The organism is Stenotrophomonas sp. AS012628 (assembly GCF_010608305.1).
GTDB classification, from domain to species: domain Bacteria; phylum Pseudomonadota; class Gammaproteobacteria; order Xanthomonadales; family Xanthomonadaceae; genus Stenotrophomonas; species Stenotrophomonas geniculata.
The window spans coordinates 1-26179 of the sequence record NZ_VMBJ01000059.1; the positions used below are offsets into that span (position 1 = coordinate 1).

The 26179-nt window shown below is 67.8% G+C and carries 23 protein-coding genes; 16 read left to right on the top strand and 7 right to left on the bottom strand.

Going from position 1 to position 26179, the window contains the following annotated elements:
• Positions 1 to 76: 76 nt before the first annotated feature.
• Positions 77 to 1093: a TIGR00266 family protein gene (locus G5A07_RS19300; RefSeq protein WP_191863846.1), complete on the bottom strand. Its 1017-nt coding sequence runs from the start codon at positions 1091 to 1093 to the stop codon at positions 77 to 79.
• A gap of 159 nt (positions 1094 to 1252) precedes the next feature.
• On the opposite strand from G5A07_RS19300, the gene G5A07_RS19305 reads away from it, so the two are divergent.
• Positions 1253 to 3523 carry a TonB-dependent receptor gene (locus G5A07_RS19305; RefSeq protein ID WP_191863847.1) on the top strand — a complete coding sequence of 757 codons (2271 nt, stop codon included), beginning with the start codon at positions 1253 to 1255 and terminating at the stop codon, positions 3521 to 3523.
• A 133-nt stretch (positions 3524 to 3656) separates the two neighbouring features.
• On the opposite strand, the gene G5A07_RS19310 is transcribed toward G5A07_RS19305, so the two are convergent.
• Complete coding sequence (locus G5A07_RS19310; RefSeq protein WP_071305984.1) at positions 3657 to 4496, bottom strand: phosphatase PAP2 family protein; 840 nt, start codon at positions 4494 to 4496, stop codon at positions 3657 to 3659.
• Positions 4497 to 4756: 260 nt separating this feature from the next.
• Between G5A07_RS19310 and G5A07_RS19315 the strand changes: the two genes are divergently transcribed.
• Together G5A07_RS19315 and G5A07_RS19320 are read left to right on the top strand one after the other, a co-directional pair.
• Positions 4757 to 5635, top strand: a complete 879-nt coding sequence (locus G5A07_RS19315; protein WP_010487357.1) for a hypothetical protein — start codon at positions 4757 to 4759, stop codon at positions 5633 to 5635.
• 11 nt (positions 5636 to 5646) lie between these two features.
• Positions 5647 to 6849 (top strand): DUF4785 domain-containing protein, encoded by a 1203-nt coding sequence (locus tag G5A07_RS19320; RefSeq protein ID WP_057504123.1) that lies wholly within the window; start codon positions 5647 to 5649, stop codon positions 6847 to 6849.
• 86 nt (positions 6850 to 6935) lie between these two features.
• Here the strand turns inward: G5A07_RS19320 and G5A07_RS19325 are convergent, their stop codons facing one another.
• The gene (locus G5A07_RS19325) at positions 6936 to 7757 is read right to left on the bottom strand and encodes an ATP-binding cassette domain-containing protein (RefSeq protein WP_019338123.1); all 822 of its coding nucleotides are present in this window, start codon (positions 7755 to 7757) and stop codon (positions 6936 to 6938) included.
• 151 nt (positions 7758 to 7908) lie between these two features.
• On the opposite strand from G5A07_RS19325, the gene G5A07_RS19330 reads away from it, so the two are divergent.
• The 4 genes from G5A07_RS19330 (at position 7909) to G5A07_RS19345 (ending at position 12024) form a co-directional block, all read left to right on the top strand.
• Positions 7909 to 9111 carry a fatty acid desaturase gene (locus G5A07_RS19330; protein WP_191863848.1) on the top strand — a complete coding sequence of 401 codons (1203 nt, stop codon included), beginning with the start codon at positions 7909 to 7911 and terminating at the stop codon, positions 9109 to 9111.
• Positions 9108 to 9440 carry a hypothetical protein gene (locus G5A07_RS19335; RefSeq protein WP_019338125.1) on the top strand — a complete coding sequence of 111 codons (333 nt, stop codon included), beginning with the start codon at positions 9108 to 9110 and terminating at the stop codon, positions 9438 to 9440. Before G5A07_RS19330 ends, G5A07_RS19335 begins: the two co-directional genes overlap by 4 nt.
• A 61-nt stretch (positions 9441 to 9501) precedes the next feature.
• Positions 9502 to 10314 carry a bifunctional DNA-formamidopyrimidine glycosylase/DNA-(apurinic or apyrimidinic site) lyase gene (gene mutM / locus G5A07_RS19340; protein WP_043397776.1) on the top strand — a complete coding sequence of 271 codons (813 nt, stop codon included), beginning with the start codon at positions 9502 to 9504 and terminating at the stop codon, positions 10312 to 10314.
• A 105-nt stretch (positions 10315 to 10419) separates the two neighbouring features.
• Positions 10420 to 12024, top strand: coding sequence for a glucan biosynthesis protein D (locus G5A07_RS19345; RefSeq protein WP_019338126.1), 1605 nt, complete (start codon positions 10420 to 10422; stop codon positions 12022 to 12024).
• Positions 12025 to 12066: 42 nt separating this feature from the next.
• On the opposite strand, the gene G5A07_RS19350 is transcribed toward G5A07_RS19345, so the two are convergent.
• Together G5A07_RS19350 and G5A07_RS19355 are read right to left on the bottom strand one after the other, a co-directional pair.
• A complete protein-coding gene (locus tag G5A07_RS19350; RefSeq protein WP_010487340.1) occupies positions 12067 to 12774 on the bottom strand; it encodes a sel1 repeat family protein in 708 nt (235 codons plus the stop codon).
• A 95-nt stretch (positions 12775 to 12869) separates the two neighbouring features.
• On the bottom strand, positions 12870 to 13490 hold the full coding sequence (locus G5A07_RS19355) for a thymidine kinase (RefSeq protein ID WP_010487338.1): 621 nt from the start codon (positions 13488 to 13490) through the stop codon (positions 12870 to 12872).
• 101 nt (positions 13491 to 13591) lie between these two features.
• On the opposite strand from G5A07_RS19355, the gene G5A07_RS19360 reads away from it, so the two are divergent.
• Together G5A07_RS19360 and G5A07_RS19365 are read left to right on the top strand one after the other, a co-directional pair.
• Positions 13592 to 15568, top strand: coding sequence for a UvrD-helicase domain-containing protein (locus tag G5A07_RS19360; RefSeq protein ID WP_191863849.1), 1977 nt, complete (start codon positions 13592 to 13594; stop codon positions 15566 to 15568).
• 261 nt (positions 15569 to 15829) lie between these two features.
• On the top strand, positions 15830 to 16354 hold the full coding sequence (locus tag G5A07_RS19365) for a GNAT family N-acetyltransferase (RefSeq protein ID WP_043397785.1): 525 nt from the start codon (positions 15830 to 15832) through the stop codon (positions 16352 to 16354).
• 117 nt (positions 16355 to 16471) lie between these two features.
• On the opposite strand, the gene G5A07_RS19370 is transcribed toward G5A07_RS19365, so the two are convergent.
• The gene (locus G5A07_RS19370; RefSeq protein ID WP_010487332.1) at positions 16472 to 17125 is read right to left on the bottom strand and encodes a DUF480 domain-containing protein; all 654 of its coding nucleotides are present in this window, start codon (positions 17123 to 17125) and stop codon (positions 16472 to 16474) included.
• 101 nt (positions 17126 to 17226) lie between these two features.
• Here G5A07_RS19370 and G5A07_RS19375 point away from each other — a divergent pair, with 101 nt between their 5' ends.
• The 4 genes from G5A07_RS19375 (at position 17227) to plsB (ending at position 22885) form a co-directional block, all read left to right on the top strand.
• Complete coding sequence (locus G5A07_RS19375) at positions 17227 to 18150, top strand: 5'-nucleotidase, lipoprotein e(P4) family (protein ID WP_010487329.1); 924 nt, start codon at positions 17227 to 17229, stop codon at positions 18148 to 18150.
• Entirely contained in the window at positions 18147 to 18872 is a 726-nt protein-coding gene (pyrF, locus tag G5A07_RS19380; RefSeq protein ID WP_057502298.1) for an orotidine-5'-phosphate decarboxylase, read from the top strand. Before G5A07_RS19375 ends, pyrF begins: the two co-directional genes overlap by 4 nt.
• 423 nt (positions 18873 to 19295) lie before the next feature.
• Positions 19296 to 20249 carry a hypothetical protein gene (locus tag G5A07_RS19385; protein ID WP_019338155.1) on the top strand — a complete coding sequence of 318 codons (954 nt, stop codon included), beginning with the start codon at positions 19296 to 19298 and terminating at the stop codon, positions 20247 to 20249.
• Positions 20249 to 22885, top strand: coding sequence for a glycerol-3-phosphate 1-O-acyltransferase PlsB (plsB, locus tag G5A07_RS19390; protein ID WP_109814665.1), 2637 nt, complete (start codon positions 20249 to 20251; stop codon positions 22883 to 22885). The genes G5A07_RS19385 and plsB overlap by 1 nt, the downstream gene beginning before the upstream one ends.
• A gap of 106 nt (positions 22886 to 22991) precedes the next feature.
• Here plsB and G5A07_RS19395 read toward each other — a convergent pair whose 3' ends face one another.
• Positions 22992 to 23195, bottom strand: coding sequence for a YdcH family protein (locus G5A07_RS19395; RefSeq protein ID WP_005421068.1), 204 nt, complete (start codon positions 23193 to 23195; stop codon positions 22992 to 22994).
• 91 nt (positions 23196 to 23286) lie between these two features.
• On the opposite strand from G5A07_RS19395, the gene ttcA reads away from it, so the two are divergent.
• From ttcA to G5A07_RS19410, 3 genes are read left to right on the top strand one after another with little or no spacing between them, the layout of a single operon-like run.
• Positions 23287 to 24219 (top strand): tRNA 2-thiocytidine(32) synthetase TtcA, encoded by a 933-nt coding sequence (gene ttcA / locus G5A07_RS19400; RefSeq protein ID WP_191863850.1) that lies wholly within the window; start codon positions 23287 to 23289, stop codon positions 24217 to 24219.
• A 36-nt stretch (positions 24220 to 24255) separates the two neighbouring features.
• The gene (locus tag G5A07_RS19405; protein ID WP_005411825.1) at positions 24256 to 25161 is read left to right on the top strand and encodes a recombination-associated protein RdgC; all 906 of its coding nucleotides are present in this window, start codon (positions 24256 to 24258) and stop codon (positions 25159 to 25161) included.
• A 59-nt stretch (positions 25162 to 25220) separates the two neighbouring features.
• Positions 25221 to 26000: a SprT family zinc-dependent metalloprotease gene (locus G5A07_RS19410; protein ID WP_010487316.1), complete on the top strand. Its 780-nt coding sequence runs from the start codon at positions 25221 to 25223 to the stop codon at positions 25998 to 26000.
• The last annotated feature ends 179 nt before the right edge of the window (positions 26001 to 26179 follow it).

Here is a 26179-nt window from a genome sequence, read left to right on the forward strand (position 1 = left end):
GGGTGGGGGAGCGGCCTATTCAGGAAAAGGAGCGCGGGCGGTGCCGACCTTGGTCGGCACCGCCCGGGCGAGGGGCTCAGAACCGGTTGTCGCCGTCCAGCATCCGGCCCAGGCCGCCCAGCACCGAGCCTTCGCCGCGGCTCTGGCCGCCGCCCTGCGGCGCCGCCATCCACATGCGCCCGGCCAGGCGCGAGAACGGCAGCGACTGCAGCCAGACCTTGCCCGGGCCGGTCAGCGTGGCCAGGAACACACCCTCGCCTCCGAACAGCATGCTCTTGATGCCGGTGACCCGGCGTACGTCCATGTCCACGGTCGGGTGGTAGGCCACCACGCAGCCGGTATCCACGTCCAGTCGCTCACCTGCGGCCAGCTCGCGCTCGACCACGCAGCCACCGGCGTGGATGAACACCCAGCCGTCCCCCTCCAGCTTCTGCATGATGAAGCCTTCGCCACCGAACAGGCCGGTCATGATCTTGCGCTGGAACTGCACGCCGATCTGCACGCCGCGCGCGCCGGCCAGGAAGCTGTCCTTCTGGCAGATCAGGCGGCCGCCATGCTGGTCCAGCTTCATTGCCAGTACGGTTCCGGGGTAGGGGGCGGCGAAGGCGACCTTGCCCTTGCCGTGGCCGCTCTGGGTGTAGACGGTGGCAAACAGGCTCTCGCCGGTCAGCACGCGCTTGCCGGCGGCCATCACCTTGCCCATGAAGCCGCCGCCCTGGTCGCCGTTGGCGGCGCCGAACACCGTATCCATCTGCACGGTGGCGTCCTTGAACATCAATGCGCCGGCCTCGGCAATGGCGCTCTCACCGGGGTCGAGCTCGATTTCCACGAACTGCATTTCATGGCCGACGATGCGGAACTCGATGTCGTCGGCGCGGCTGCTGGCAGCGGCGGAGACCGGCGGCGGGGTGTTCGGCATGCCCGGGGCCGCGGACTGCAGTTCGGGCACCTCGGCGATCGAGGTCCACCCGCTCATGCCCTGGCACCAGGCCAGGGAGCGCGGGTTGGCCTGGGCGTAGCGGCGCGCGGCCTCGTCATCAAGCGGGCCGATACGCTCGGCCTGGGCGGAGGCATGGAAGTACCACTGGGTCATCGCGGCGGCTCCGCAGGGCTGGAAAACCCCGAGTCTAGCGAGCACGCGGGGGCCGGGGCGACGGGGCCATGAACGGCAGGCATTTGCGGGGCAGGTGCTGTATTGCAACAATTATCTGGTAGCGCCGTTTTACCACCCCTCCAAACACAGCCTACCGCCATGTCCCCGACCCGCACTTCCCGTGGCCGCCTTCCGGTCGCGCGCCCCCTCGTTGCCGCTCTTTCCGCCCTGCTGCCGCTGGCAGCAGCCGCCCAGGAAACCCCCGCCGCCAAGGATCCGGTCGCCCTCGATGCGCTGCAGGTGACTGCACAACGTCGCGTCGAGAACGCCAAGGACGTGCCGGTTGCGATCAGCGCGATCCAGGGCGAAAAGCTCGACGTGCTCGGTTCGGCGGGCGATGACATCCGCTTCCTTGCTGCGCGCGTGCCCAGCCTCAACATCGAATCGTCCTACGGCCGTGCCTTCCCGCGCTTCTACATCCGCGGCCTGGGCAACACCGATTTCGACCTCAATGCGTCGCAGCCGGTCTCGCTGGTGTACGACGATGTGGTGCAGGAAAGCCCGCTGCTGAAGGGCTTCCCGCTGTTCGACCTGGCCGGTGTGGAAGTGCTGCGCGGCCCGCAGGGCACCCTGTTCGGGCGCAACACCCCGGCCGGCGTGGTGAAGTTCGATTCGGCGCGTCCGTCGCAGGATGCCGATGGCTACGTGCGCGTGGGCTATGGCACCTACAACAGCTGGAACGTGCAGGGCGCCTACGGCGGCCCGCTGACTGACCGCTGGTCCGCACGCGTGTCGGCCATCTACCAGCGTCGCGACGACTGGGTCGACAACACCCGTGCCGGTGCGCCCAACAGCGGCTTCGAAGGCTATGACGAAGCCGCCGGCCGCGTGCAGTTCCTGTACGAAGGCGATGATTTCGAAGCGCTGTTCAACCTGCACAAGCGCAAGCTCAACGGCACCGCCCGCCTGTTCCGCGCCAACATCATCGAGAAGGGTGGCAACGCGCTGGTCGAGAACTTCGACCGCGACAAGGTCGCCAATGACGGCGTCAACTTCTCCGACCTGGAAACCTGGGGCGGCAGCGCGCGCCTGCAGTGGAACCTCGGTTCGGTGACCCTGCATTCGATCACCGGCTACGAGACCGCCGAATCGCTCAACCGTGGCGATATTGACGGTGGCTACGGCGCAGCGTTCCTCGGCGCGGGCAACTCCGGCCCGGGCCTGATTCCGTTCTCGTCCGAGTCGGCCGACGGCCTGCCGCACCACCGCCAGTGGACCCAGGAATTCCGCGTGGAATCCAACGAATGGGGCCGCTTCGACTGGCAGGCCGGCGTCTTCTACTTCGATGAAGACGTCACCATCAACAACTTCAACTATGACTCGCTGACGCCGGGCAATCCGCAGACCGGCCACGTGGTGCAGCAGCAGCGCAACAAGGCGTGGGCGGTGTTCGCGTCGGGCGACTTCGATGTCACCGAGCGCTTCAAGCTGCGTGCCGGCGTGCGCTACACGCAGGACAAGAAGGACTTCAGCGCCAGCGTGCTGCAGGCCGTGCCGTTCGGTACCCCGGTCAGTGGCCCGTACCTGGCCAACACCGACGTCAACGACGTCAGCTGGGATGTCAGCGGCGTGTACAAGCTGACCGACAACGTCAATGCCTATGCACGCGTGGCCAAGGGCTTCCGCGCACCGTCGATCCAGGGTCGACTGGCGTTCGCGCCGGGTCTGTCGCAGGCCGATTCGGAGAAGGTGATTTCGTACGAAGCCGGCATCAAGGCCGACCTGTTCGAGCGTCGCGCGCGCCTGGGCTTCAGCGTGTTCCGCTACGACGTGGACGGCCAGCAGCTGATCGCCGTCGGTGGCACCAACAACACCGCCACCCTGCTCAATGCCGACAAGACCATCGGCCAGGGCGTTGAGCTGGACCTGGAGGCGTACCTGGCCGACAACGTCCTGCTGACCTTCGGCAGCAGCTACAACGACACCGAGATCAAGGACAAGAACCTGGCGGTGGCGGTCTGTGGTGGCGGCTGCACCATCACCGACCCGACCACGATCATCAATGGCGGCACCTATGCCCTGGTCAACGGCAATCCGCTGCCGCAGGCGCCGAAGTGGATCCACAACGCGACCCTGCGCGTGGGCTTCCCGCTCAGCGATGGCAGCGAGCTGTATGCCTACACCGACTGGGCCTACCGCAGTGCGGTCAACTTCTTCATCTACGAGTCGCCGGAGTTCCGTGGCCGCAGCTCGCTGGAAGGTGGCCTGCGCCTGGGCTACAACTGGGATTACGGCCAGTACGACGTGGCCGTGTTCGGCCGCAACCTGACCAACCAGACCCGCGTGGTCGGCGCGATCGACTTCAACAACCTGACCGGCTTCCTCAATGAGCCGCGTACCTGGGGCGTGGAGTTCACCGCGAAGTTCTGATGCGGTTGCAGCAGTGATGCAATGACGAAGGGCCGGCGCAATGCCGGCCCTTCTGTTTTCTGCTTCCTGTAGAGCCGAGCCTGCGCTCGGCTGCTCTGAGCCGAGCATGGCTTGGCCTCTACAGAGGCGTGGCTTACAGCGCGCTCTGCGGGCGCACCTTCAGCACCGCGTTCTCGGTGGCGCAGTCACGGCTGGAATGCAGGCCGGCCTTGCGCGCGGCAGCGATTTCCCTGCGCGCCGCCAGCAGATCCTTGTTGAACGCGGCGTTGTCATGCAGGCGGGCAACGGCGGTTGCGCCCATGAAGCGGCCTTCGAGGATGTCACTCTGCCAGTGCACGTTGCACACCAGGCGGCTCTCGCCGTAGTTGCGGCCGCGTGCCTGGATGGCATCGGCGCGGTCCGGTGCGATCTCCGACAGGATCAATGCCCATGCCCAGCCGATCGAGGTGTGGCCGGACGGATAGGAACCGTTGCTGCGCAGCCCCTCCTCATCCTTCGGCGAGCAGGTCGGCTCGCCGTTGACCATGAACGGACGCGGGCGCTTGTACGTGTTCTTGGCGGCCTTGGTGGCAGCACTGGCATCGATGCGGCTGCGCTCCAGCAGGCGGTACAGGGCAGGGGTCTTCACTGCATCGACGTCGATGTCGGCGGCGCAGGAAAAGTGGTTGGCGCCTTCCGGGAAGCCCAGTTCGGCATCGACACTTGCCTGGGCGAAACGCGGGCTGCCGCGCAGCGCACGTGCCTCGCGGCTGACCTGCTCATCCAGGGCGAAGGCGGCCGAGCCGGCGGCCGGTGGTGCCGGTACCAGATCGATGCTGGCCGGCACTGCGGTCTTGTCCAGGTAGCCCACGGCCTTGGTGGTGATGTTGGCTTCGACCGCGGTCGGCTTGCTGGCGGTGGCGGCACAACCGGCCAGCGACAGCGCGATGGCCAGGCCGAGCAACGGACGGGCAGGGGGGAGGATCGACGACATGGGCAGACTCGGGCTGGGAACTCGCCGGCCATGATCGCAGCCTCGATTGTCGGCCGCAGCGTCCATCGGTCATACGGCCAGACCCGGCATGGTCAGCCGCTGGGCGATGAAAACAGTCATCAAGTGTCGGCAATCTCCTGAATCCGGGCGCAGCGCACGGACTTTCACACGGCCACGCCGTGAGCATCGGCACAACGGTGATGAGACGCCGTCCAGTTCCAGCCGGGTCGGGGGGATCCGCAGACAGAGGGAGAGAAGCGATGCGCAGCACCGCAACAGGAAGTACCGTCCTGGCCCTGCTCCTCGGGCTGGCAGCAACGCCGGCGCAGGCCGCCGACGTGGTCGGCGTGGCCTTCGTGCATGGCACCGGCGCGCAGACCAACGCCACCCAGGACTACTGGCAGCCGGCCATCATCGACACCGTGCGCCAGGGCCTGCCGAACAGCAGCAACTATGTGGTCATCAACTGCGACTTCACCCAGTACATGTGGAAGCCGGAGGCCGCCGGCTGCCTGGCCAACCAGCTGACCCGCTTCATCGACAGCCGCGGCATCACCCAGCTGGTGGTGATCACCCATTCCAACGGCGGCAACGTGGTGCGCTGGATCCTGTCCAACCCGACCTACGACAGCCGCTACCCGAAGATCATCCGCACGGTGCGCAAGGTCACCGCGCTGGCGCCGTCCTCGGCCGGCACGCCGCTGGCCGATGCGGTGCTCAACGGCAACACCTTCGAAACCTCGCTGGGCTGGCTGCTGGGCTACAAGAACGACGCGGTGCGCCAGCAGCAGGTGGCGAGCATGGCCACCTACAACGCGCAGAACCTGTACGGCACCGCAGGCCGTCCCGCCCTGCCCAAGCCGTTCCGTGCGGTGGTCGGCAGCGACGTGGAATCGGCGGTGTGGGACAGCAACAGCTACTGCGGTGGCTACGCCGCCAATGTCGGCCTGGAGTTCACCCAGAACTGGCTGTCGTCCTGCTCCGATGGCTTCCTGGAGTGCAGCAGCCAGAAGGCCGCCGGCACCACCTGGTTCACCGACAAGGCGCGTACCCAGGGCGCCGAACCGCTCAGCCACAACCAGAGCCGCCGCGAGTGCTTCGGCCTCGGCACCCTGCTGCGCAACGACCTGACCCAGTGAGGGAGACGACCATGACGATTCATTCCACCCTGCTGGCCGGCGCCGTCCTGGCAGTGCTGTCCCTTCCCGCAGCGCAGGCCGCGCAGCCGCTGCAGGCCGCCCGTGCAGGGGATCAGGTGCCTGCCGCCCTGGTGGCCGCGCCGCTGCCCGCCGATGAAAGCGAGCACGCGCCGTTGTCCTTTGCCTGGGCGCTGGACCCGGCACAACCGCTGCAGGCGGCCACGCCGTATGCCTCGGTCAGCCGCAGCTACTGGCAGCAGGTCGATGGTACGCAACTGCAGCGCGGCGTGGACTTGCCGCTGACCGCTGCCGATGCGGTGATCCAGCTGAGTCCGGCCGAAGGCGCGCGTGCAGTGCCGGCCAACACGTTGCAGGTGCGCGACCCGGCCGGCCGCAGCAGCGTGGCGCGCAGTGTCGACGCGCGCGCGCTGCAGCAGGCCGGCATGCCGGTGAGCGATGGCAGCAGCATGCTGCGCACCGGCGCGACCAGTGCGGCCGGTGCGTACACGCTGCAGAGCACGCAGGCACAGGGCCGCTACGTGGTGCAGGTGCTGGAGCCGAACAGCCCGCTGCGGCTGGAAGTGCAGGCCAACCAGGCGCAGGTGCTGGCCGGTGGCAACGTGCAGCTGCAAGCACGCTTGCTGGAAGACGGTGCCACCACCGCGCAGATGGCCTCGCGCCGCGGCAGCCTGGGCGGTGAAGCCCTGCTGGTCGCACCGGATGGACGCAGCTGGCCGCAGCGGTTGCTGCGTACCACCGACGGCGCGCTGCGCGCGCAGGTGCGGATCCCGGCCGACGTCGGCACTGTGCAGGGGCTGTGGGAACTGCAGGTGTTCGCCCAGGCCGATGGCGTGTTGCGCGATGGCAAGGTGGCCTTCGCGGTGGCACGGCCGACCGCGCGCTTCAGCGGCCAAGCGGCACCGGATGCGGTCAACCGCCAGGTGGCGCTGCCGCTGCAGGTGGCTGCAGCGGGCCGCTACGAGGCGCGTGGCACGCTGTATGCCACTGCCCGCGATGGCCAGCTGAAGCCGGTTGCACAGGCGCACGCGGCGGCGTGGTTCGATGGCCCGGGCGCAGGCCAGCTGGTGCTGCCGTTCGGCCAGGCCGCATTGCCGGCTGGTTTTGGTGCGCCGTACGAGCTGCGCGACCTGCAGCTGCAGGACCAGAGCCGGATGGCACCGATCGAGTCGCGCGCGCTGGCGTTGAAGTTCTGAGCAAGGGTGCAGCGGGCCGGGTTCCGGCCTGCTGCACCGTTTTCTGTAGAGCCGAGCCTAGGCTCGGCTCTACAGTGGCATGTCGATTATCCCGCGTACGCGGTCAGCCGGCCTTCCTGCTCGCAGACGGTGATCGCGCCGCCGAACACCGCCGACAGCGGTTCGTTGCGCAGCAGCTCGGCGCGGGTGCCATCGGCCAGCACACGGCCATCGCGCAGCAGCACCACCCGCTCGATTTCGGGAATGATCTCTTCGATGTGGTGGGTCACCAGCACCAGGGTGATGCCCTGCTGCGCCAGCACCCGCATGGTCGCCACCAGTTGTTCGCGAGCGACCAGGTCCAGCCCGGTGGACGGTTCGTCCAGCAGCAGTGCCTGTGGCCGATTGACCAGCGCGCGGGCGATCAGCACGCGGCGGGTCTCGCCGGCCGACAGCTCGGCGTAGGCACGTTCACGCAAGGATAGCGCGCCGGTCATCGCCAGTGTCTCGCCGACGCGTGCACGCATGTCGGCGGTCACCTCGCGGAAGGCGGGCACCACGTAGCTGGCAAAGAAGCCGGACAGCACGGCCTGCTCCACGGTCAGACCCGGCATGTCGGCGAGGTTGCTGCTGAGGTCGCCGGTGACGATGCCCAGCTGCGAGCGCAGCCGGTCCACCTGCCAGCGGTTCTGGCCCAGCACCTTCACTGCCACCGAGCCGTCGCCCTGCGCCAGCGGGTACAGCTCGCGGGTGATCAGTTTGATGAAGGTCGACTTGCCGCAGCCGTTGGGGCCGAGCAGGGCGGTGTGCTGGCCCTGTGCAATGCGCAGGCTGAGCCCGTGCAGCACCTTCACCTGGCCGCGCACCACGGTGGCGCGGTCCAGTTCGATCAAGGGGGGCAGCTCCGCGATGGGCGGGGCCGCAGTCATGGTGCTGGCGCGTGGATCAAGGCTCGACAACTCAGGTCCCCAACTGTGAACGGTGCCACGGATGGCGATGCGAAGCACCGCCGCAGGGATGCAGTTTGCAACGCAAGCGCCCATGATGTCTGCCATCCCCGCGTCGATCCGGAGCGCTGCCATGCCTGATGCCCTGATGTCCCTGTTGACCGGTGGTGTGCTCGGCCTGGGCTGGTGGGCGATGCTGGCGGTGCTGCTGGTCTTCACCCAGATCACCATCTTCTCGGTGACCCTGTACCTGCATCGCAGCCAGGCCCATCGCGGGGTCGACTTCCACCCGGCGCTGGCCCATGTATTCCGCTTCTGGCTGTGGCTGACCACCTCGATGATCACCCGCGAATGGGTGGCCATCCACCGCAAGCACCACGCCAAGGTGGAGACCGAGGACGACCCGCACAGCCCGGTCACCCGTGGCATCGGCAAGGTGTTCTGGCATGGCGTGGAGCTGTACCGCGAAGCGCGCGGCCAGCGCGCGGACATCGAGCAGTACGGGCGCGGCACCCCGGATGATGCGATCGAGCGCCGCCTGTATACCCCGCATGCCACGCTGGGGCCGGTGCTGTTGTTCGCGATCAATACCGTGTTGTTTGGCCTGCCCGGCGTGGCCCTGTGGGCGGTCCAGATGGCGTGGATCCCGTTCTGGGCCGCCGGCGTGGTCAATGGCCTGGGCCACTGGTGGGGCTACCGCAACTACGAGTCCGCCGATACCTCCACCAATCTCACGCCGTGGGGGTTCTGGATCGGTGGCGAGGAGCTGCACAACAATCACCATGCCTTCCCCAGCTCGGCGCGCTTCGCGATGCGGCGCTGGGAGTTCGACATTGGCTGGAGCGCGATCCGCCTGCTGGAGGCGTTGCGCCTGGCCAAGGTGCTGCGGGTGGCGCCGGCCATGGACGTGCGCCCGAATATCGCCGTACCCGATGCTGAAACCCTGAAGGCGCTGCTGTCGCACCGCTTCCAGGCGATGACCGACTACCAGCGCAACGTGTTCATGCCGGCCCTGCGCGAGGAAGCGGCACAGGCCGGGGCCAAGCTGCGCCGCCTGCTGCCGCGCCGGCTGCGCCGTGGCCTGGTCAACGACGGTCGCTGGTTGAAGCCGGACAGTCGTGCCCAGCTCAGCGCATGGGTGGCACAACGGCCGCGCATCCGCACCCTGGTCGAGTACCGGGGGCGCCTGGCCGCGCTGCTGGAAGCGCGCGGCCACGATGCGGCCGAGCGCCTGCATCAGCTGCAGGCCTGGTGCCACGAGGCCGAGGAAAGTGGCATCGCCGCGCTGCAGGCCTACGCCGCCCGGTTGAAGGGCTACAGCCTGGTGGGCGCGTGAGGGCAAGGTACCGACTTCTGCTGGTGGCGCTGTTGCCGGGTGCGGCGCTGGCCCAGGTCACCGATACCGCCAGCTATCTGCAGCGGATGGACAGCGATGGCGACGGCCGGGTGAGTGAATCCGAGTACGTGCAGTGGATGCTGTATGCCTTCGACCGCATGGACCGCAATGGTGATGGCGTGCTGACGGCCGAGGAGCTGCCCGGTGGCAAGGGCAGGGCGATCAGCCGCGAGCAGCAGCGGCAGGTGATCGTGAAGCGCTTCCACACGCAGGATGCCAACGGTGATGGCGTCCTGGATGCCCGTGAACTGGCGGCGCCGCCACGCTGACTCTGCACCGTCGCCGGTGCCATGCCCGGCGGCTTCGCATGGCCCGGCGTAGAATCACCGCATGCCTGAACTGCCCGAAGTAGAAACCACCCGCCGCGGCCTGGCGCCGCACCTGCAGGGTCGTCGCGTGCATGGCGTGATCCTGCGCCGGGCCGATCTGCGCTGGCCGATTCCGCCGGAAGTGGCCGAGCTGCTGCCGGGCCAGCGCATCGAGGAGATCCGTCGCCGCGCCAAGTACCTGCTGCTGGACACCGCCGTCGGCAGCGCGGTGCTGCACCTGGGCATGTCCGGCAGCCTGCGCGTGCTGCCTGGCGATACCCCGCTGCGCGCCCACGACCACGTCGACATCAGCCTGGACAACGGCCGCCTGTTGCGCTTCAACGACCCGCGCCGCTTCGGTAGCCTGCTCTGGCAGCCGGCCGGCGAAGTCCACCCGCTGCTGCAGGGGCTGGGCCCGGAACCGCTGGACGATGCCTTCGACGGCGACTACCTGTTCGACCGCAGCCGGGGCCGCAGTGCGCCGGTGAAAACCTTCCTGATGGACCAGGCGGTGGTGGTGGGCGTGGGCAACATCTACGCCGCCGAAAGCCTGTTCAAGGCCGGCATCAGCCCGCTGCGCGAGGCCGGGAAGGTCTCGCGCGAGCGCTACCAGCGGCTGGCCGACGCGGTGAAGGCGATCCTCGGCTACGCCATCACCCGTGGTGGCACCACGCTGCGCGACTTCATCAGCCCGGATGGCGCGCCGGGCTACTTCGAGCAGGAGCTGCTGGTATACGGCCGCGATGGCCTGCCGTGCCCGAACTGTGGCCGCGCGCTGAAGCACGCCACCATCGGCCAGCGCGCCAGTGTCTGGTGCAGCCACTGCCAGCGCTGAGCCGGGCGGCCAGCGGCAGCTGAACGGGCAGGGGACGTCTCCGCTGCCCGTTAACGTTTGTCTGCCTATGATGGCCGACCTTCCCTCTGTGCCTGACGCGCCTGCATGCAACGACGCGACTTCATCCGCAATGCCTCCCTCGCCCTGGCTGCATTCGGCCTGCCGTCCCTGCCCGCGTGCGCGGCCAGCAGGAGCGGCCAGATGGGCCTGCGCCGCCTCGGCCAGCCGCAGCCGTTCGACTTCGCCACCCTGAAGGGCCAGGCGCGCGCGCTGGCGCAGGCGCCCTACAAGAGCCACAAGCGGGTGCTGCCGGGCCGCCTGGAAGGCCTGGACTGGGACCAGTACCAGTCGATCGGTTACCGCCAGGACCATGCGCTGTGGGCCGACCAGCCGGGCAAGTTCCAGGCCAAGTTCTTCCATCTGGGCCTGTACTTCCACTCGCCGGTGCGCATGTTCGACGTGGTCGATGGCAAGGCGCAGGAGCTGGCCTATGATGGCGCGGCGTTCAACTACGGCAAGAGCGGGATCAAGGACGGCGAGCTGCCGGCCGATCTGGGCTTCGCCGGGTTCCGCCTGAACACGCGCAAGGACACCGACCGCGACTTCGCCGCCTTCCTCGGCGCCAGCTACTTCCGCGCCGTTGGCAAGGAGGGCCAGTACGGTCAGTCGGCGCGTGGCCTGGCGATCGACACCGGCATGGGCAAGCCGGAGGAATTCCCGGACTTCATCGCCTACTACCTGGAACAGCCGTCGGCCGATTCGGAAACGATCGTGGTCTACGGCCTGCTGGATTCGCCCAGCGTTGCCGGCGCCTATCGCTTCGCGATCACCAACGGCGACGTGCTGCTGATGGACATCGACAGTGCGCTGTACCCGCGCAAGGCGATCGAGCGGTTGGGCATCGCCCCGTGCACCAGCATGTACCAGGTGGGCGAGAACGACCGCCGCATGGCGTGGGACTGGCGCCCGGAGATCCACGACACCGACGGCCTGTCGCTGTGGACCGGTGCCGGCGAATGGATCTGGCGGCCGCTGCTGAACCCGCGCAACCTGCGCTTCAACATGTTCGTCGATCGCAATCCGCGCGGTTTCGGCCTGCTGCAGCGCGACCGCAACTTCGACCACTACCAGGATGATGGCGTGTTCTACGAGAAGCGCCCGTGCCTGTGGGTGGAGCCGAAGGGCGAGTGGGGCGAGGGCTCGGTGCAGCTGGTGGAGATTCCCACCGTGGACGAGACCTTCGACAACATCGTGGCGTTCTGGAACCCGAAGGAAAAGCCGCAGCCGGGCCAGGAGCTGCTGGTCGGCTATCGCCTGTACTGGGGCGCCGAACCGCCGGCACGGCCGCCGCTGGCGCACTGCGTGGCCAGCCGCACCGGCCTGGGCGGCGTGGTCGGCAAGAAGCGCGAGTACTTCAGCTGGCGCTTTGCGGTGGACTTCGAAGGCGGCGAACTGGCCAAGCTGATCGACAAGGGCGAGGTCGAGGCGGTGGTGGAAGCCAGCCGTGGCCGGGTCGAGATCGTGTCGGCGCGCCCGCTGCGCGAGATCAACGGCTACCGCGCGATGTTCGACCTGGTGCCGCCGGAAGGCAGCACCGAGCAGATCGACATCCGCCTGTTCCTGCGCAGTGGCGGCAAGACCCTCACCGAGACCTGGCTGTACCAGTACACCCCGCCGCCGGCGGGCGCGCCGGAGCGCACGCTGTACTGAATGGATGCGGCTCGGTGCCGGCCACACGCCGGCACCGTTGCTTCAAGGCTTGCTGTCGGTGGCGTGCGACTGGGTCGGCACACCCACTTCCACCGTGCCCCGGCGGATCTTCATCCAGGTTTCGTCCTGCCAGCGCTCGTACTGCTTCGGATCCCAGTACTTGGGGTCGTACAGACGGTCGGCCTTGATGGTGCGGGAGATTCCGCCGTCCATGTATACGATGTCGACGTTGTTGGACATCGAGCCGACGCGGCTGCCGGTCATCTCGCGGCGCCCCTTTCTGAGCACTTCGGCCATGCGTGGGCGCGCGACCTCGTCGCCATACTCGGCGCGCAGCGCGCTTGCCTGCGCACGCGCCGCATCATGCTGCTCCAGCGGCAGCGTGGCCCAGTACTCGTTGCGCAGCTCGACGAACAACGGATAGCCACGTTCGGCGGCCACCTCCATCCAGGCATAAGCCATGACCGGATTGCGCGGCTGCTCTACCCCGTACCAGTACATCTCGCCGAGGTAGCCCTGGGCAGGCTTGTCCGCGTACCGCGCGGCCAGCCGGAAGTTGTCCATCGCGCCGTTGACATCGTTGCGACGCAGCGCGTTGACGCCCCATTGCCGGTACATCATGTCCGGGTGGCTGTCCATGAAACCGGCGCCGATCACCGCCGCATCGTCTTCACCGGACGGGCGTTCGGCCGCGATGACCAGCGGAGGCAGCAGGAGCAGCAGCGGCAGCAGCAGGAGGGCGGAACGCATGTCGGACTTCCAGTTCGGCAGCAGGAGTGCCGCAGCCTAGGCGCGACAGCGCTTGCTTGTAAACCGCTGGAGGTCATGGCGCACCGGCGCGCCTGCTACAACGGCAGCGGGGCCTGCGCCGGATCGATACGCCCTTCACCGCGGGTGATCTTCTTGAACTCGGCGCGACTGACCGACACGTAGCGGTCGTTGCCGCCGATCTCCACCTGCGGGCCGTCCTGTACCGCGTGGCCATGCTCGTCCACGCGCACGGTCATCGTCGCCTTCTTGCCGCTGTGGCAGATGGTCTTGATCTCCTGCATCTCGTCGGCCCAGGCCAGCAGGTACTGGCTGCCTTCGAACAGCTCGCCGCGGAAGTCGGTGCGCAGGCCGTAGCACAGCACCGGAATGCGCAGCTGGTCGACCACCTCGCTGAGCTGCCAGACCTGGGCGCGGGTCAGGAACTGCGCCTCGTCCACCAGCACACAGCCCATCGGCCCGTTCGTCGCCAGGTCCTGCTCGACCCAGCGTTGCAGGTCGGTGTCACGATCGAAGGCCATGCCCTCGGCGCGCAGGCCGATCCGCGAGGCGACCACGCCGGCGCCGGCACGATCGTCCAGGCGCGGGGTCAGGATCGCCACCCGCATGCCGCGCTCGCGGTAGTTGTGAGCGCTCTGCAGCAGGGTGGTGGTCTTGCCGGCGTTCATCGCCGAATAGTAGAAATAGAGCTTGGCCATCGGCTGATTGTACGCCGCTGCCCCGACGCGTCGACGCCGTTCAGCATCCCCACCGGCCGGCGGCTGTGGCCGTCACCCGGGCCCGCTACAATCCCTCTCCAATGCACGGTCTCAATCCCCCCCAAGCCGCCGCCGTCCTCCATATCGAAGGTCCGTTGCTGGTGCTCGCCGGCGCGGGCAGCGGCAAGACGCGCGTGATCGTGGAAAAGATCGCCCACCTGATCGGCTGTGGCCGCTATCCGGCGCGCCGCATCGCGGCGATCACCTTCACCAACAAGTCGGCCAAGGAAATGCGCGAGCGTGTGGCCAAGCGCCTGCGCGAGCAGGATGCCGACGAGGTGACGATCTGCACCTTCCATGCGCTGGGCCTGAAGTTCCTGCAGATCGAACACGCCGCCGTGGGCCTGAAGCGTGGATTCTCGATCTTCGATGCCGACGATGCCGCTGCGCAGATCAAGGACCTGATGTACGGGGCCAAGCCCGACGACATCGAGGACATGAAGAACCTGGTGTCGCGCGCCAAGAACGCCGGCCTGTCGCCCGAACAGGCGATGGCCGCCGCGCGCAGCAACCGCGAGAAAGAAGCGGCCAGTGTCTACGAGCGTTACCAGCTGCGCCTGACGGCGTTCAACGCGGTGGACTTCGATGACCTGATCCGTTTGCCGGTGCAGATCCTGGAGGAAAATCCGGAGATCGCGCTGGCCTGGCGTGAGCGCATCGGCTACCTGCTGGTGGACGAATGCCAGGACACCAACGACGCGCAGTACCGCCTGCTCAAGCAGCTGGCCGGTGACAAGGGCAACTTCACCTGCGTGGGCGATGACGATCAGTCGATCTACGCCTGGCGTGGTGCCAACCCGGAAAACCTGCAGCAGATGGGGCGTGACTACCCCGCGCTGGAAATCATCAAGCTGGAGCAGAACTACCGCTGCTCCAACCGCGTGCTGCGCGCCGCCAACGCGCTGATCGCCAACAATCCGCATGAGCACCTGAAGAAGCTGTGGAGCGACCAGGCCGACGGCGAACGCATCCGCGTGTGGGAATGCCGCAACAGCGAACACGAAGCGGAAAAGGTCGCCGCCGAAATCGCCTTCGTGGCGCAGTCGCGCAACGTGCCGTGGAGTGATTTCTGCATCCTGTTCCGTGGCAACTTCCAGTCGCGCCCGCTGGAAAAGGCGATGCAGCTGCTGCGCATTCCCTACCACCTGACCGGCGGCACCATGTTCCTGGAACGCCAGGAAGTGAAGGACACGCTGGCCTGGCTGCGCCTGCTGGTGAACCCGGACGACGACACCGCGTTCATGCGGGCGGTGCAGTCGCCCAAGCGCGATGTGGGTGCCGGTACGCTGGCCAGGCTGGCCGAGCTGGCGCAGGAAAAGGACATGCCGATGGCGCATGTGGCCGAGACCATCGGCGCCCTGCAGCAGTTGCCGCCGCGCGCGGCCAACAGCCTGGCGCGCTTCACCGACATCCTGCGCGACCTGCGGGCGCAGATGCGCCAGGTGACGTCCGGCGACATGATCCGCAAGGTGGCCAAGGAATCGGGGTTGCTGAGCGAGCTGCGCCAGCAGGCCAAGGAAGAGGCCAGCTACCAGCGCCGGGCGAACAACATCGAGGAACTGGCGCAGTGGTTCGAGGGCGGCCCGCGCGGTGCCACCGCCGCCGACCTGGCCGGCCAGCTGGCGCTGCTGTCGCGCAGCGACAAGGACGAGGGCGGCAACCAGGTCCGCATGATGACCCTGCATGCGTCCAAGGGCCTGGAATTCCCCTATGTCTTCATCGTCGGCTGCGAGGACGGCGTGCTGCCGCACCAGGTCAGCCTGGACGAAGGCAACCTGCAGGAAGAACGCCGCCTGCTGTACGTGGGCATCACCCGCGCCAAGATCCAGCTGTGGATGAGTTACAGCAAACTGACCCGCAAGTTCGGCGAGCATGTGCGCTTGAAGCCGAGCCGGTTCTTCGAGGAGATTCCGGCCGAGGAAATCCAGCGCGATGGTGCCGATCCGGTGGCCGATGCGGCGCGCAAGAAGGAACGGGCGAGCGCGGGGTTGGCGGCGATTGAGGCGCTGTTCGACTAGGGCGCTCCAACGGCGCCGCCCCTCCGTGGTGGAGCGCGCGTTGGTTCCGTAGTGTGGCCGGTCGGGGTGGGTTCGCGGGGGACGCCGTGAACCCGTCCTTGGGGGCTTAGCCGCGCCATCCATGGCGCGGATACCCCCGCGAACCCACCCCGACCGGCCTCTGACAGATTCCGGGCGCTTCCTTCCACGGCAATGCAGAGGAAATCAAAAGCAACAGCCGGGGGTTGAGGCAGAATCGGGGTTTCGGCTGGAGGTCTGCCTGTGCAACCGATCGAGAGTGAGCGCCTGCGGCTGCGGGCCATTGAACCGGACCGTGATGCGGCACCGATGCTGGCCCTGCTCAACGATCCGGGCTTCGTGCGTTTCATCGGTGACCGCAACGTGCGCGACGAAGAACAGGCACGCGAGTACATTGCGCTGCGGGTGCTGCACAGCTATGCGTTGAATGGCTTCGGCATGTATGCCATCGAGCGGTTGTCCGATGGTGCCTGGCTGGGCAACGCCGGGCTGGTGCGGCGGGATGGCCTGCCGGGGCCGGACATCGGCTATGCGGTGCTGTCGGAATTCGCCGGGCAGGGCTATGCCGGTGAGGCGGCACGCGCGGTGTTCGCGCATGCGCGTGGAGCGCTGGGCCTGCACGATCTGTATGGCATCACCGATCTGGACAACGTGGTGTCCGGGAAGATCCTGCAGGGCCTGGGTATGCAGACGCGCGGGGTGATCCAGTTACCGGGCGTGGACAGCCCGAGCCGGTTGTATGCAACGCCCGGTGCGGCGCAGGTCTGACCCTTGATGTTGGTAGGTGCCGGCCGCTGGCCGGCACAGTAGCGGCTGATGGTAGGTGCCGACCGTTGGTCGGCACTATTCAGATGCAGTGCCGACCAACGGTCGGCACCCACCCCCTCAACCGCGCAGTTCGGCCAACTGTGCCTGCAGCTCGGCCACCGCCGCTTCCAGCTGGGCGACGCGCTCGGCCAATCCCGGGTCGGCCGCATCGCTGCTGCCACCGCCGCTGCTGGCGTACTTCGCCGCCAGCGCCGCGCCGTCCACTTCGCCGCACAGCAGGTGCATGTAGCGGTCTTCGCGCTGGCCGCTGGCGCGCGGCAGCACCACCAGCAGCGCGCGCTGCTGCAGGCGATCGATGGCGTGGCGGGCCTCGTCGGTGTCGGCGAAGCGGTGCAGGCGTTCGCTGCGCGTGACCAGCTCGCCCAGCGTCTGCGGCCCACGCAGCAGCAGCAGCGCCAGCAACACGGTCTGCTGCCGGGTCAGGTCCAGCGCGGCCTGCAGGCGGTGCTCATAGCGGTCCGCGCGCGAGGAGAAGTGCTGGCGGGCCAGGCCCAGCGCCTCCAGCTGGCGCAGCGCATGTTGCACGCTGCCGGCATCGACGTTCATCACCGGCTCGCGGGCGGTCTTCTGGTTGGCGGCCGATTGGGCGGCATTGACGGTCAGCGGATAGGTGTCCGGGGTGGTCGCCTCCTTCTCCACCAGGCAGCCCAGCAGGCGGGCCTGCACGGCGTCGAGCAGGGGGACGTCGGGGGTCTGGGTGGAATCGGTCATGGCGGCCTCCGGAAGGGCAACGGGTCAACCGCCAAGCATAGCCGTCCCGGGACCGCCTTTGCCGGTAAAATGCGCCGGTATATCTGATTGCCGGTGAATGCATGCGTCGTCCCGTTTCCCTGTCCCTGACCCTGCTCGCCACTGCGGCGCTGGGCCTGTCTGCCTGCAAGCGCGTGGATGCGCCTGCCGCTGAAGCCGCTGCACCGGAGGCCCCGGCCGCCGCTGCCAAGGCGGACGGCGCGCTCGATCCCACTGCCAATGACAACCTCAATGCAGTGCTGTGGATGCAGCGCGCGCAGGAGTACAAGGCGATCACCGAGCAGACCTACCGTGCCGCCGCCGACCACCTGGACGCCGCGCTGAAGGAAGCCCACTGGGATGCGCTGGTGCCGGAAGAACGCGGCAACGAGGCCAAGGGCCTGAAGCCGGCCGTGGTGCTGGACGTGGACGAGACCGTGCTGGACAACTCGCCCTACCAGGCGCGCCTAGTGCGCGACGGCAAGGAATACGATGAGTTGAGCTGGGACCAGTGGGTGGCCGAAAAGAAGGCCAAGGCCATCCCGGGCGTGGTCGATTTCGCCAAGGCCGCCAACGCCAAGGGCGTGACCCTGCTGTACATCTCCAACCGCGCCGTGCACCTGAAGGACGCGACCCTGGCCAACCTGCGCGAGCAGGGCCTGCCGGTGGCCGATGACAGCGTGTTCCTGGGCCTGGGCACCGTGGTCGAGGGCTGCGAGCAGGCTGGCAGCGAGAAGAACTGCCGCCGCCGCCTGGCCGGGCAGAAGTACCGCGTGCTGATGCAGTTCGGCGACCAGCTGGGCGATTTCGTCGAAGTGACCGCCAACACCAACGACGGCCGTGACGCGCTGCTGCAGCAGTACCACGACTGGTTCGGCGAGCGCTGGTGGATGCTGCCGAACCCGACCTACGGCGGCTTCGAGCCGGCGCAGTTCAACAACGACTACAGCCAGTCGCGCCAGGCCCGCCACGACGCCAAGCGCGCAGCCCTGGACTACGCACCATGAGCCGCGCGCCGCTGCCGCTGCGCGACGACGAGCGCCTGATCTTCGCGCTGGACGTGCCTGACCGCGTGCAGGCGCTGGAGTGGGTCGACCGCCTCGGCGACAGCGTGGCGTTCTACAAGATCGGCATGGAACTGCTCGCCTCCGGCGAGTACTTCCAGGTGCTGGACGAGCTGGCCCGCCGCGACAAGCGCGTGTTCGTCGACCTGAAGTTCTTCGACATCCCGGCCACCGCCGCGGCGGTGATCAAGCGCCTGTCGCAGTGGCCGGTCAGCTACGCCACCATCCATGGCTGGCACCCGGCCATGATGGAGGCCTGCGCCGCCGCCAACAGCGGCGACATGCGCCTGCTGGCGGTGACCGTGCTGACCTCGATGGGCCGCCCGGACCTGGCGCAGATGGGCATCGACCGTGAGCCGGTGGACGTGGTGGTCGAGCGCGCGCTGGCCGCGCAGGCGGCCGGCATCGATGGCGTGATCGCCTCGGGCCAGGAAGCCGGCCCCATCCGTGCCGCTACCGGCGCCGGGTTCTCGATCGTCTGCCCGGGCATCCGCCCCGGTGGCCCGGTCGGCGATGACCAGAAGCGTACCGTTGGCGTGGCCCAGGCCTTTGCCGATGGCGCCGATGCCATCGTGGTCGGTCGCCCGATCCGCCTGGCCGCCGATCCGCAGGCTGCGGCCCGGGCCATCCAGCAGGAAATCACCTCGGCGCTGGCTGCGCGCTGAGATTCCGCTGCGCAGGCTGCAGGCCCGAACGCCATCCCGACCCGCGCGGGATGGCGTTTTTGCATCCGTCCACCAGCGATTGTGCCCGAATCGCCGCAAAACCTGCCGTAGATTTCATGGCCTCCATGCCAAGCATCAGGTTGATCAATAAAATCAATAATTTATGCATAACTACGTGAAGTGTTGCCTTAACTTGAGCGGCAGCGTAGGATCGCCGCCATCCGGTCCTCGGACCGGACATGTGCCACAACACTGTCCACCGGCCCCGCGCCGGCTTGAAGAGCCTGTGATCCCCGTGATCCCGGCTCTTTTTTTATTCCGGTCAGTGACTTGCACAAGCAACAGCGGAAACCGTGACGTCCCGGCTTGCCGCTGTCACGTCGCAGGCCGCAAGATGCGGACCGGTCCGGGGAGTCCGAGTGCATGAGCGTGGCAGTGCGAGGAAGGTCTGCGCGTGGATGGGGGCTGGCAGCCATGCTGCTGCTGGCGGTGGCCGCGTGTCGTGAATCGGCCAACGATCCGGCCAGGCCGGCGGCCGAACCGGTTGCGGCGGTGCAGGCGATGGCCCTGCGCCTGGCCGAAGACGATCTGGTCGGCTATGCAAAGCTGTCGGTACCGCCGAGCCAGTACCAGCGCCTGCAGCAGGCTTGGGCCGAGGGCCGCAGCCAGTGGCCGCTGACCGAGCTGCCGCTGGGTGACCAGCTGCTGCCGATGCTGGCCGCGCTGCGCGCGCCCAATGCCAGCGCCGAACTGCAACGCAGCTTCGACCGCCAGCTGGCAGGCCAGGCCGGCGCCGTGCGCCAGGCCGCGCAGTCGATGGGCAACTTCGGTGTGCAGTACCTGCGCCATCAGAAGGGCTACACACCGGGCCAGCAGGCGCATTACATCGCCCTCGTCGAAACCCTCGCCAGCTGGGCGCAGGGGGCACCGATCAGTGACCGCGCCCGCGCGCGCAGCACCATCGCCGCGCTGGTCGGCGCAGCCAGCAAGGTCGGCTTCGAGGATGAGGCCGGCATGCAGGCCGCAGGCATGGAAGGCAGCCTGCAGCAGCTCGCGCCGTTCATCCACACCCTCAAGGCGGTGCTGGGCAGCTACGGGCTGGGCGTGGACGATGCGCTGCGCAGCGTGCGCGGTGAGCTGCTCTCGGTGGAGGGTGACAATGCGCTGGTACGCCTGCACTACGACCTGGCTGGCCGCGAAATGACCCTGCAGCTGCCGCTGAGCCGTCGCGAGGGCCACTGGTACCTGACCCGCACCCTGGCCGACACCGACGCGTTGCTGCGCAAGGCCGATGCGGCCCGCGCTGCGGCGGCCCCCGCCCCGGTTGAAGCCCCCGCCGAGGGTGGGGAAGCGGCAACGCCGCCGCCTAAGCCATAATGGCGCCGATGTCGAAACAGAACCCGCTGCCGTTCCCCGGCGAAGAATCCCAGTCGACGCCCGCCGATACGGTGCCGGCGTCCCCCTCGACCGGTACCGGCCCGAACCCGGTACCGCCACCCGCGCACGCGCGTCCGGCCGGCCGCCGCCCGTTGTGGGCTCGCCTGCTGGGCCGCCTGGTCGAGCCGTGGCTGTCGCTGAAGATCGAGCCGGAAGACCCGGGCCAGTACAACGATGGCCGCCCGGTCATGTACGTGCTGGAAGACTACGGCCTGTCCAACGCGCTGATCCTGGACAAGGCCTGCCGCCAGGCTGGGCTGCCGTCGCCGCTGGTGCCGCTGGCCGGTGATCCGACCGGCCGCAAGCGCGCCTACCTGGCGCTGTCGCGGCGCAGCTCCAGCAACTCGCTGATCCCCGAGCAGCGCGGCGCCAAGACCCATTCCGATTCGCTGGCCAAGGTGTTGCAGGCCCATCGCGTGCGCGATGACCTGGACGTGCATCTGGTGCCGGTGTCGATCTTCGTCGGCCGCGCGCCGGACAAGCAGAGCGGCTGGTTCGCGGTGCTGTTCTCGGAAAACTGGGCGCTGGTGGGCCGCTTCCGCCGCCTGCTGGCGGTGCTGCTCAACGGCCGCAGTACCATCGTCCGCTTCGCCCCGCCGATCTCGCTGCGCAGCACCGTGGACGAAGGCCTGGAGCCGGAGCGCACGGTACGCAAGCTGCAGCGCGTGCTGCGTACGCACTTCCGCCGCATCCGTGAATCGGTGATCGGCCCTGACCTGTCGACCCGCCGCCTGCTGGTGGACCAGGTGCTGGCGGCCGAACCGGTGCGCGAAGCGATCGCCGCGCAGGCCAAGCGCGACAACTCGAAGCCGGCCGACGCCTGGAAGAAGGCGCATGCCTACGCCTGGGAAATCGCCGCGGACTACTCCAGCCCGGTGGTGCGCTCGGCCAGCTTCATGCTCAGCCACGTGTGGAACCGCATCTATGCGGGCGTGCTGGTGCACCACCTGGACAAGTTCAAGGCCGCCGCGCCGGGCCACGAAGTGGTGTACGTGCCCAGCCACCGCAGCCACATGGACTACCTGCTGCTGTCCTACCTGCTGTACGACCGTGGCATCGTGCCGCCGCACATCGTGGCCGGCATCAACCTGAACCTGCCGGTGGTCGGCACCCTGCTGCGCAAGGGCGGTGCGTTCTTCATCCGCCGCTCGATCCGCGGCAACGCGCTGTACTCGGCCGTGCTCAGTGAGTACGTCGCGCAGCTGGTGGCCGGCGGCTACTCGCTGGAGTACTTCGTCGAAGGCGGCCGCTCGCGTACCGGCCGCCTGCTGCAGCCCAAGGGCGGCATGATCTCGATGACGCTGCGTGCGTTCCTGCGCCAGCCGCGCAAGCCGGTGCTGTTCCAGCCCATCTACATCGGCTACGAGAAGCTGATGGAGGGCGGCAGCTACCTGGACGAACTGTCCGGCCGGCCGAAGGAGAAGGAATCGATCTGGTCGCTGCTGTGGGGCATCCCCAAGGTGCTCAAGCAGAACTACGGCCAGGTGGTGGTGAACTTCGGCGAGCCGATCGCGCTGAACGACGTGCTGGCCGAGAAGGCCCCGGAGTGGAAGGGCGAGGCGGTGTCCGAGGACGAGAAGCCGGCGTGGCTGTCGACCACGGTGGATACGCTGGCCGAACGCATCCAGGTGCGCATCAACGGCGCCGCCGACGTCAACCCGATCAACCTGCTGGCGCTGGCCCTGCTGTCCACGCCGAAGCACGCGATGGGTGAGGCCGACCTGATCGCGCAGATCGAGCTGTGCAAGACGCTGCTGGTCGAGATGCCGTATTCGGACCGGGTGACGGTGACCCCGCATTCGCCGGAGCGGATCATCGCCCATGCCGAGGAAATCAACGTCCTCACCCGCGTCAAGCACCCCCTGGGCGATGTGCTCAGCGTCAGCGGCGATACCGCGGTGCTGCTGAGCTACTTCCGCAACAACGTGCTGCACCTGTTCACCGCCTCGTCGTGGGTGGCCTGCTGCTTCCAGAACAACCGCCGCATGAGCCGCACCGGCCTGGTCCAGCTGGGCCGCACGGTGTACCCGTTCCTGCAGGCCGAACTGTTCCTGCCGTGGAGCGAGGACGAGTTCGCCCAGCGCATCGACCAGACCATCGACGTGTTCGTGCGCGAGGGCCTGCTGCAGAACGTCAACGATGACGACGGTGGAATCCTGGCGCGCAACACCGGGCAGACCGACGAGGTGTTCCGCCTGCGTGCGATTGGCCATTCACTGCAGCAGGCATTCGAGCGCTACTACATCGCCATTTCGGTGCTGGTGAAGAACGGCCCGGGCGTGCTGGGTGCGGCCGAGCTGGAAAGCCTGTGCCAGCAGGCGGCGCAGCGTCTGAGCCTGCTCTATGCACCGGCCGCGCCGGAGTTCTTCGACCGCACCCTGTTCCGTGGCTTCATCCAGAAGCTGCGCGAGCTGCGCCTGGTGTGGCCGGACGAGAACAGCAAGCTGCTGTTCGACGAGCGCCTGGATGCCTGGGCCAAGGACGCCAAGTTCATCCTCGGCCGCGAGCTGCGCCACACCATCGAACGGGTCAGCCCGGAAGCGGCACGCCCGGACGAGCCGGCGCCGCAGGATTGAAGGTAGCGCCGGGCATGGCCATGCCCGGCGAACGGCATGCCAACCAAGGTTGGCATCTACCAGGGGCGAAGCAGTAGATCCACGCCATGCGTGGATGGGCCACCGCTCAGGCCGGCTCGTCGGGAATCTGCAGGCTTTCCAGTCTGGCGATGCAGTCCTTCAACTGCAGCTTGCGCCGCTTCAGGCGCTTGGCTTCCAGTTCGTCCTCGCCATTGGCGGCCATGCGGGTGATCTGTTCATCCAGCAGGCGGTGCTCGGCGCGCAGGGCGGCGAGGTGCTCGACGATCTCGGCGGGGCTGTAAGTGTCCACAGCCTCCGAGCATACACAGCGATGATGACTGCCGGGAGAGGGGAATCCCGCCCCCCGGCCGTGGCCGCTCCGAGCCGTTAGAATGGAACCCATGAGTGCCGTGATTTCCCTTCCCGATCCCCTGCCGCGTTCCCAGCCGCGCGCCGCCCGCGATCCGCGCGTGGCCGAGCGCGAGCAGCACAAGCTGGCCAAGCGCCTGCGCCGCCAGGTCGGTGAGGCGATTGCCGACTTCGGCATGATCGAGGCCGGCGACAAGGTCATGGTCTGCCTGTCCGGCGGCAAGGACAGCTACACCCTGCTGGACGTGCTGCTGCAGCTGCAGAAGAAGGCGCCGGTGCCGTTCGAGCTGGTGGCGGTGAACCTGGACCAGAAGCAGCCGGACTTCCCCGAGCACGTGCTGCCGGAGTACCTGGCAGGGCTGGGCGTGCCGTACCACATCATCGAACAGGACACCTATTCGGTGGTCAGCCGGGTCATTCCGGAAGGCAAGACGATGTGCTCGCTGTGCTCGCGGCTGCGTCGTGGTGCGCTGTACAACTACGCCGAAAGCCATGGCTTCACCAAGATCGCGCTGGGCCACCACCGCGACGATATGGTGGCCACGTTCTTCATGAACCTGTTCCACCACGCCAAGCTGTCGGGCATGCCGCCGAAGCTGCGCAGCGACGACGGCAAGCATGTGGTGATCCGGCCGCTGGCCTACGTGCGCGAGAGTGACATCGTCGAGTACGCGCAGGCGCGCCAGTTCCCGATCATTCCCTGCAACCTGTGTGGCAGCCAGGAGAACCTGCAGCGCCGCCAGGTCGGCCTGATGCTGAAGCAGTGGGAGAAGGACCACCCGGGCCGCATCGAGCAGATCGCGCGCGCCATGAGTGAAGTCCGGCCCTCGCAGCTGGCTGACACCACCCTGTTCGATTTCATGGCGCTGGGCCGTCGCGACGACGCGCCGCTGCCCAACGCCCATGCCTGGCTGGCCGGTTCCCCGGCCGACGCCGACGCAGATCCCGAGACGCCCGCCGTTTAAGGTCGGCCGCCCTTCCTCTTTGCCATCCGGAATTCCATGTTCTTTCGCAACCTGACGTTCTTCCGTTTCCCGACCACCACCGATTTTTCCGAAGTCGACACCCTGCTGCCGCACGCCCTGCTGAAGCCGGTCGGCGCGCTGGAAATGAACTCGCGCGGTTTCATCTCGCCGTTCGGCCGCGAGGAGAAGGAACTGCTTTCCCACCGCATCGCCGAACACCTGTGGCTGACCGTGGGCGGCGAGGACAAGATCCTGCCGGCGGCGGTGGTCAACGACCTGCTCGAGCGCAAGCTGGAGGAGATCGAGGAGAAGGAAGGCCGCCGCCCGGGTGGCCGCGAGCGCAAGCGCATGAAGGACGACCTGCTGCATGAACTGCTGCCGCGCGCCTTCGTGAAGTCCTCGCGCAACGACGCCTTCATCGACCTGCAGCACGGCTACGTGGCAGTGGACACCTCCAGCCGCAAGACCGGCGAATACTTCATGTCCGACATCCGCGGCCTGCTCGGCAGCTTCCCGGCGATGCCGCTGAACGCCGAAGTCGCGCCGCGCTCGATCCTGACCGGCTGGATCGCCGGCGAGCCGCTGCCGACCGGGCTGAGCCTGGGCGAAGAGTGCGAGATGAAGGACCCGGTGGAAGGTGGCGCGGTAGTCAAGTGCCAGCACCAGGAGCTGCGCTGCGACGAGATCGACAAGCACCTGGACGCCGGCAAGCAGGTGACCAAGCTGGCGCTGATCTTCGAGGACAACCTGTCCTTCGTGATCGGCGACGACCTGATCGTGCGCAAGCTGAAGTTCCTCGACGGTGCCCTGGACCAGCTGGAGCATGCCGACGAAGATGGCCGCCGCGCGGAGTTCGACGCCCGCTTCGCCCTGCAGAGCGCCGAGATCCGCCGCCTGTTCCTGTTGCTGGAAGAAGCCTTCAAGCTCAGCAAGGCTGACTGAACAGGCAGCCCGACGGCCGCCGGTCATCCGGCGGCCCGAAGCAGCGCTATGCTGGGTGCATGAGCCGTCTGTTGCGCCGCCTGATCAGCCCGACCCCGCCCGCCACCGTACAGCGCGACACCGTTCGCCTGCGCCTGGAGGATGCCGAGATCGAGGTACTGCGCGTGCGTGATCCGCGTGCACGGCGCATCAAGCTGAGCGTGGACGAGCGCGGCGCGCGCCTGACCCTGCCGCCGCGGGCAAGCCTGGCGATGGGCGAACGCTTCCTGGAACAGCACCGCGACTGGCTTGCACTGCAGCTGCGCCAGTACCAGGGCCAGGGCCTGCCGGCGCCGCTGCAGCCCGGCGAAGACGGCGTGCTGCCCCTGCGCGGCGAACTGCTGCCACTGCGCTGGCAGGAAGGCCGCTATGCGCGCCTGGAGATCGACGCGCACGGCGCCTGCGTGCAGTGGCCCACCCGTGGTGGTGACGCCACCCTGCGCCGTCTGCTGCGCGAGTTCTACGAAGCCCAGACCCGCGCCGACGTCGGGCGCTGGCTGCCGAAGTACCTGCCCACCCTGCCGCGCGCACCCAGCCGCCTGCGGCTGAAGGTGATGTCCTCGCAATGGGGCTCACTGGCCCCCGACGGCAGCATGGCACTGGACCTGGCCTTGGTGCTGGGCCGCTCGGAAGCGTTCGAATACGTGCTGGTGCATGAACTCTGCCACCTGATCCAGCCCAACCACTCGCCCGCGTTCTGGCACGAAGTGGAACAACGCTTCCCCGCCTGGCGCGAGCAGCGCGACTACTTCCAGCTGGAAGGGCGACGCCTGAAGGCCATGCTTCGCCAGCTTCTGTAACTGTAGAGCCGAGCCCACGCTCGGCTGCCGTTGAATGCAGCCGAGCGTGGGCTCGGCTCTACAGAAGCGCGCGACCCGCTCCTGCTCTTCCTTCTTTCTTCCGTGGTGGGCACACCGGAAACTGTCGAAGGACGGGATGGGTGGGATTGCGGGGGTGTCCGCGGCATGGATGCCGCGGC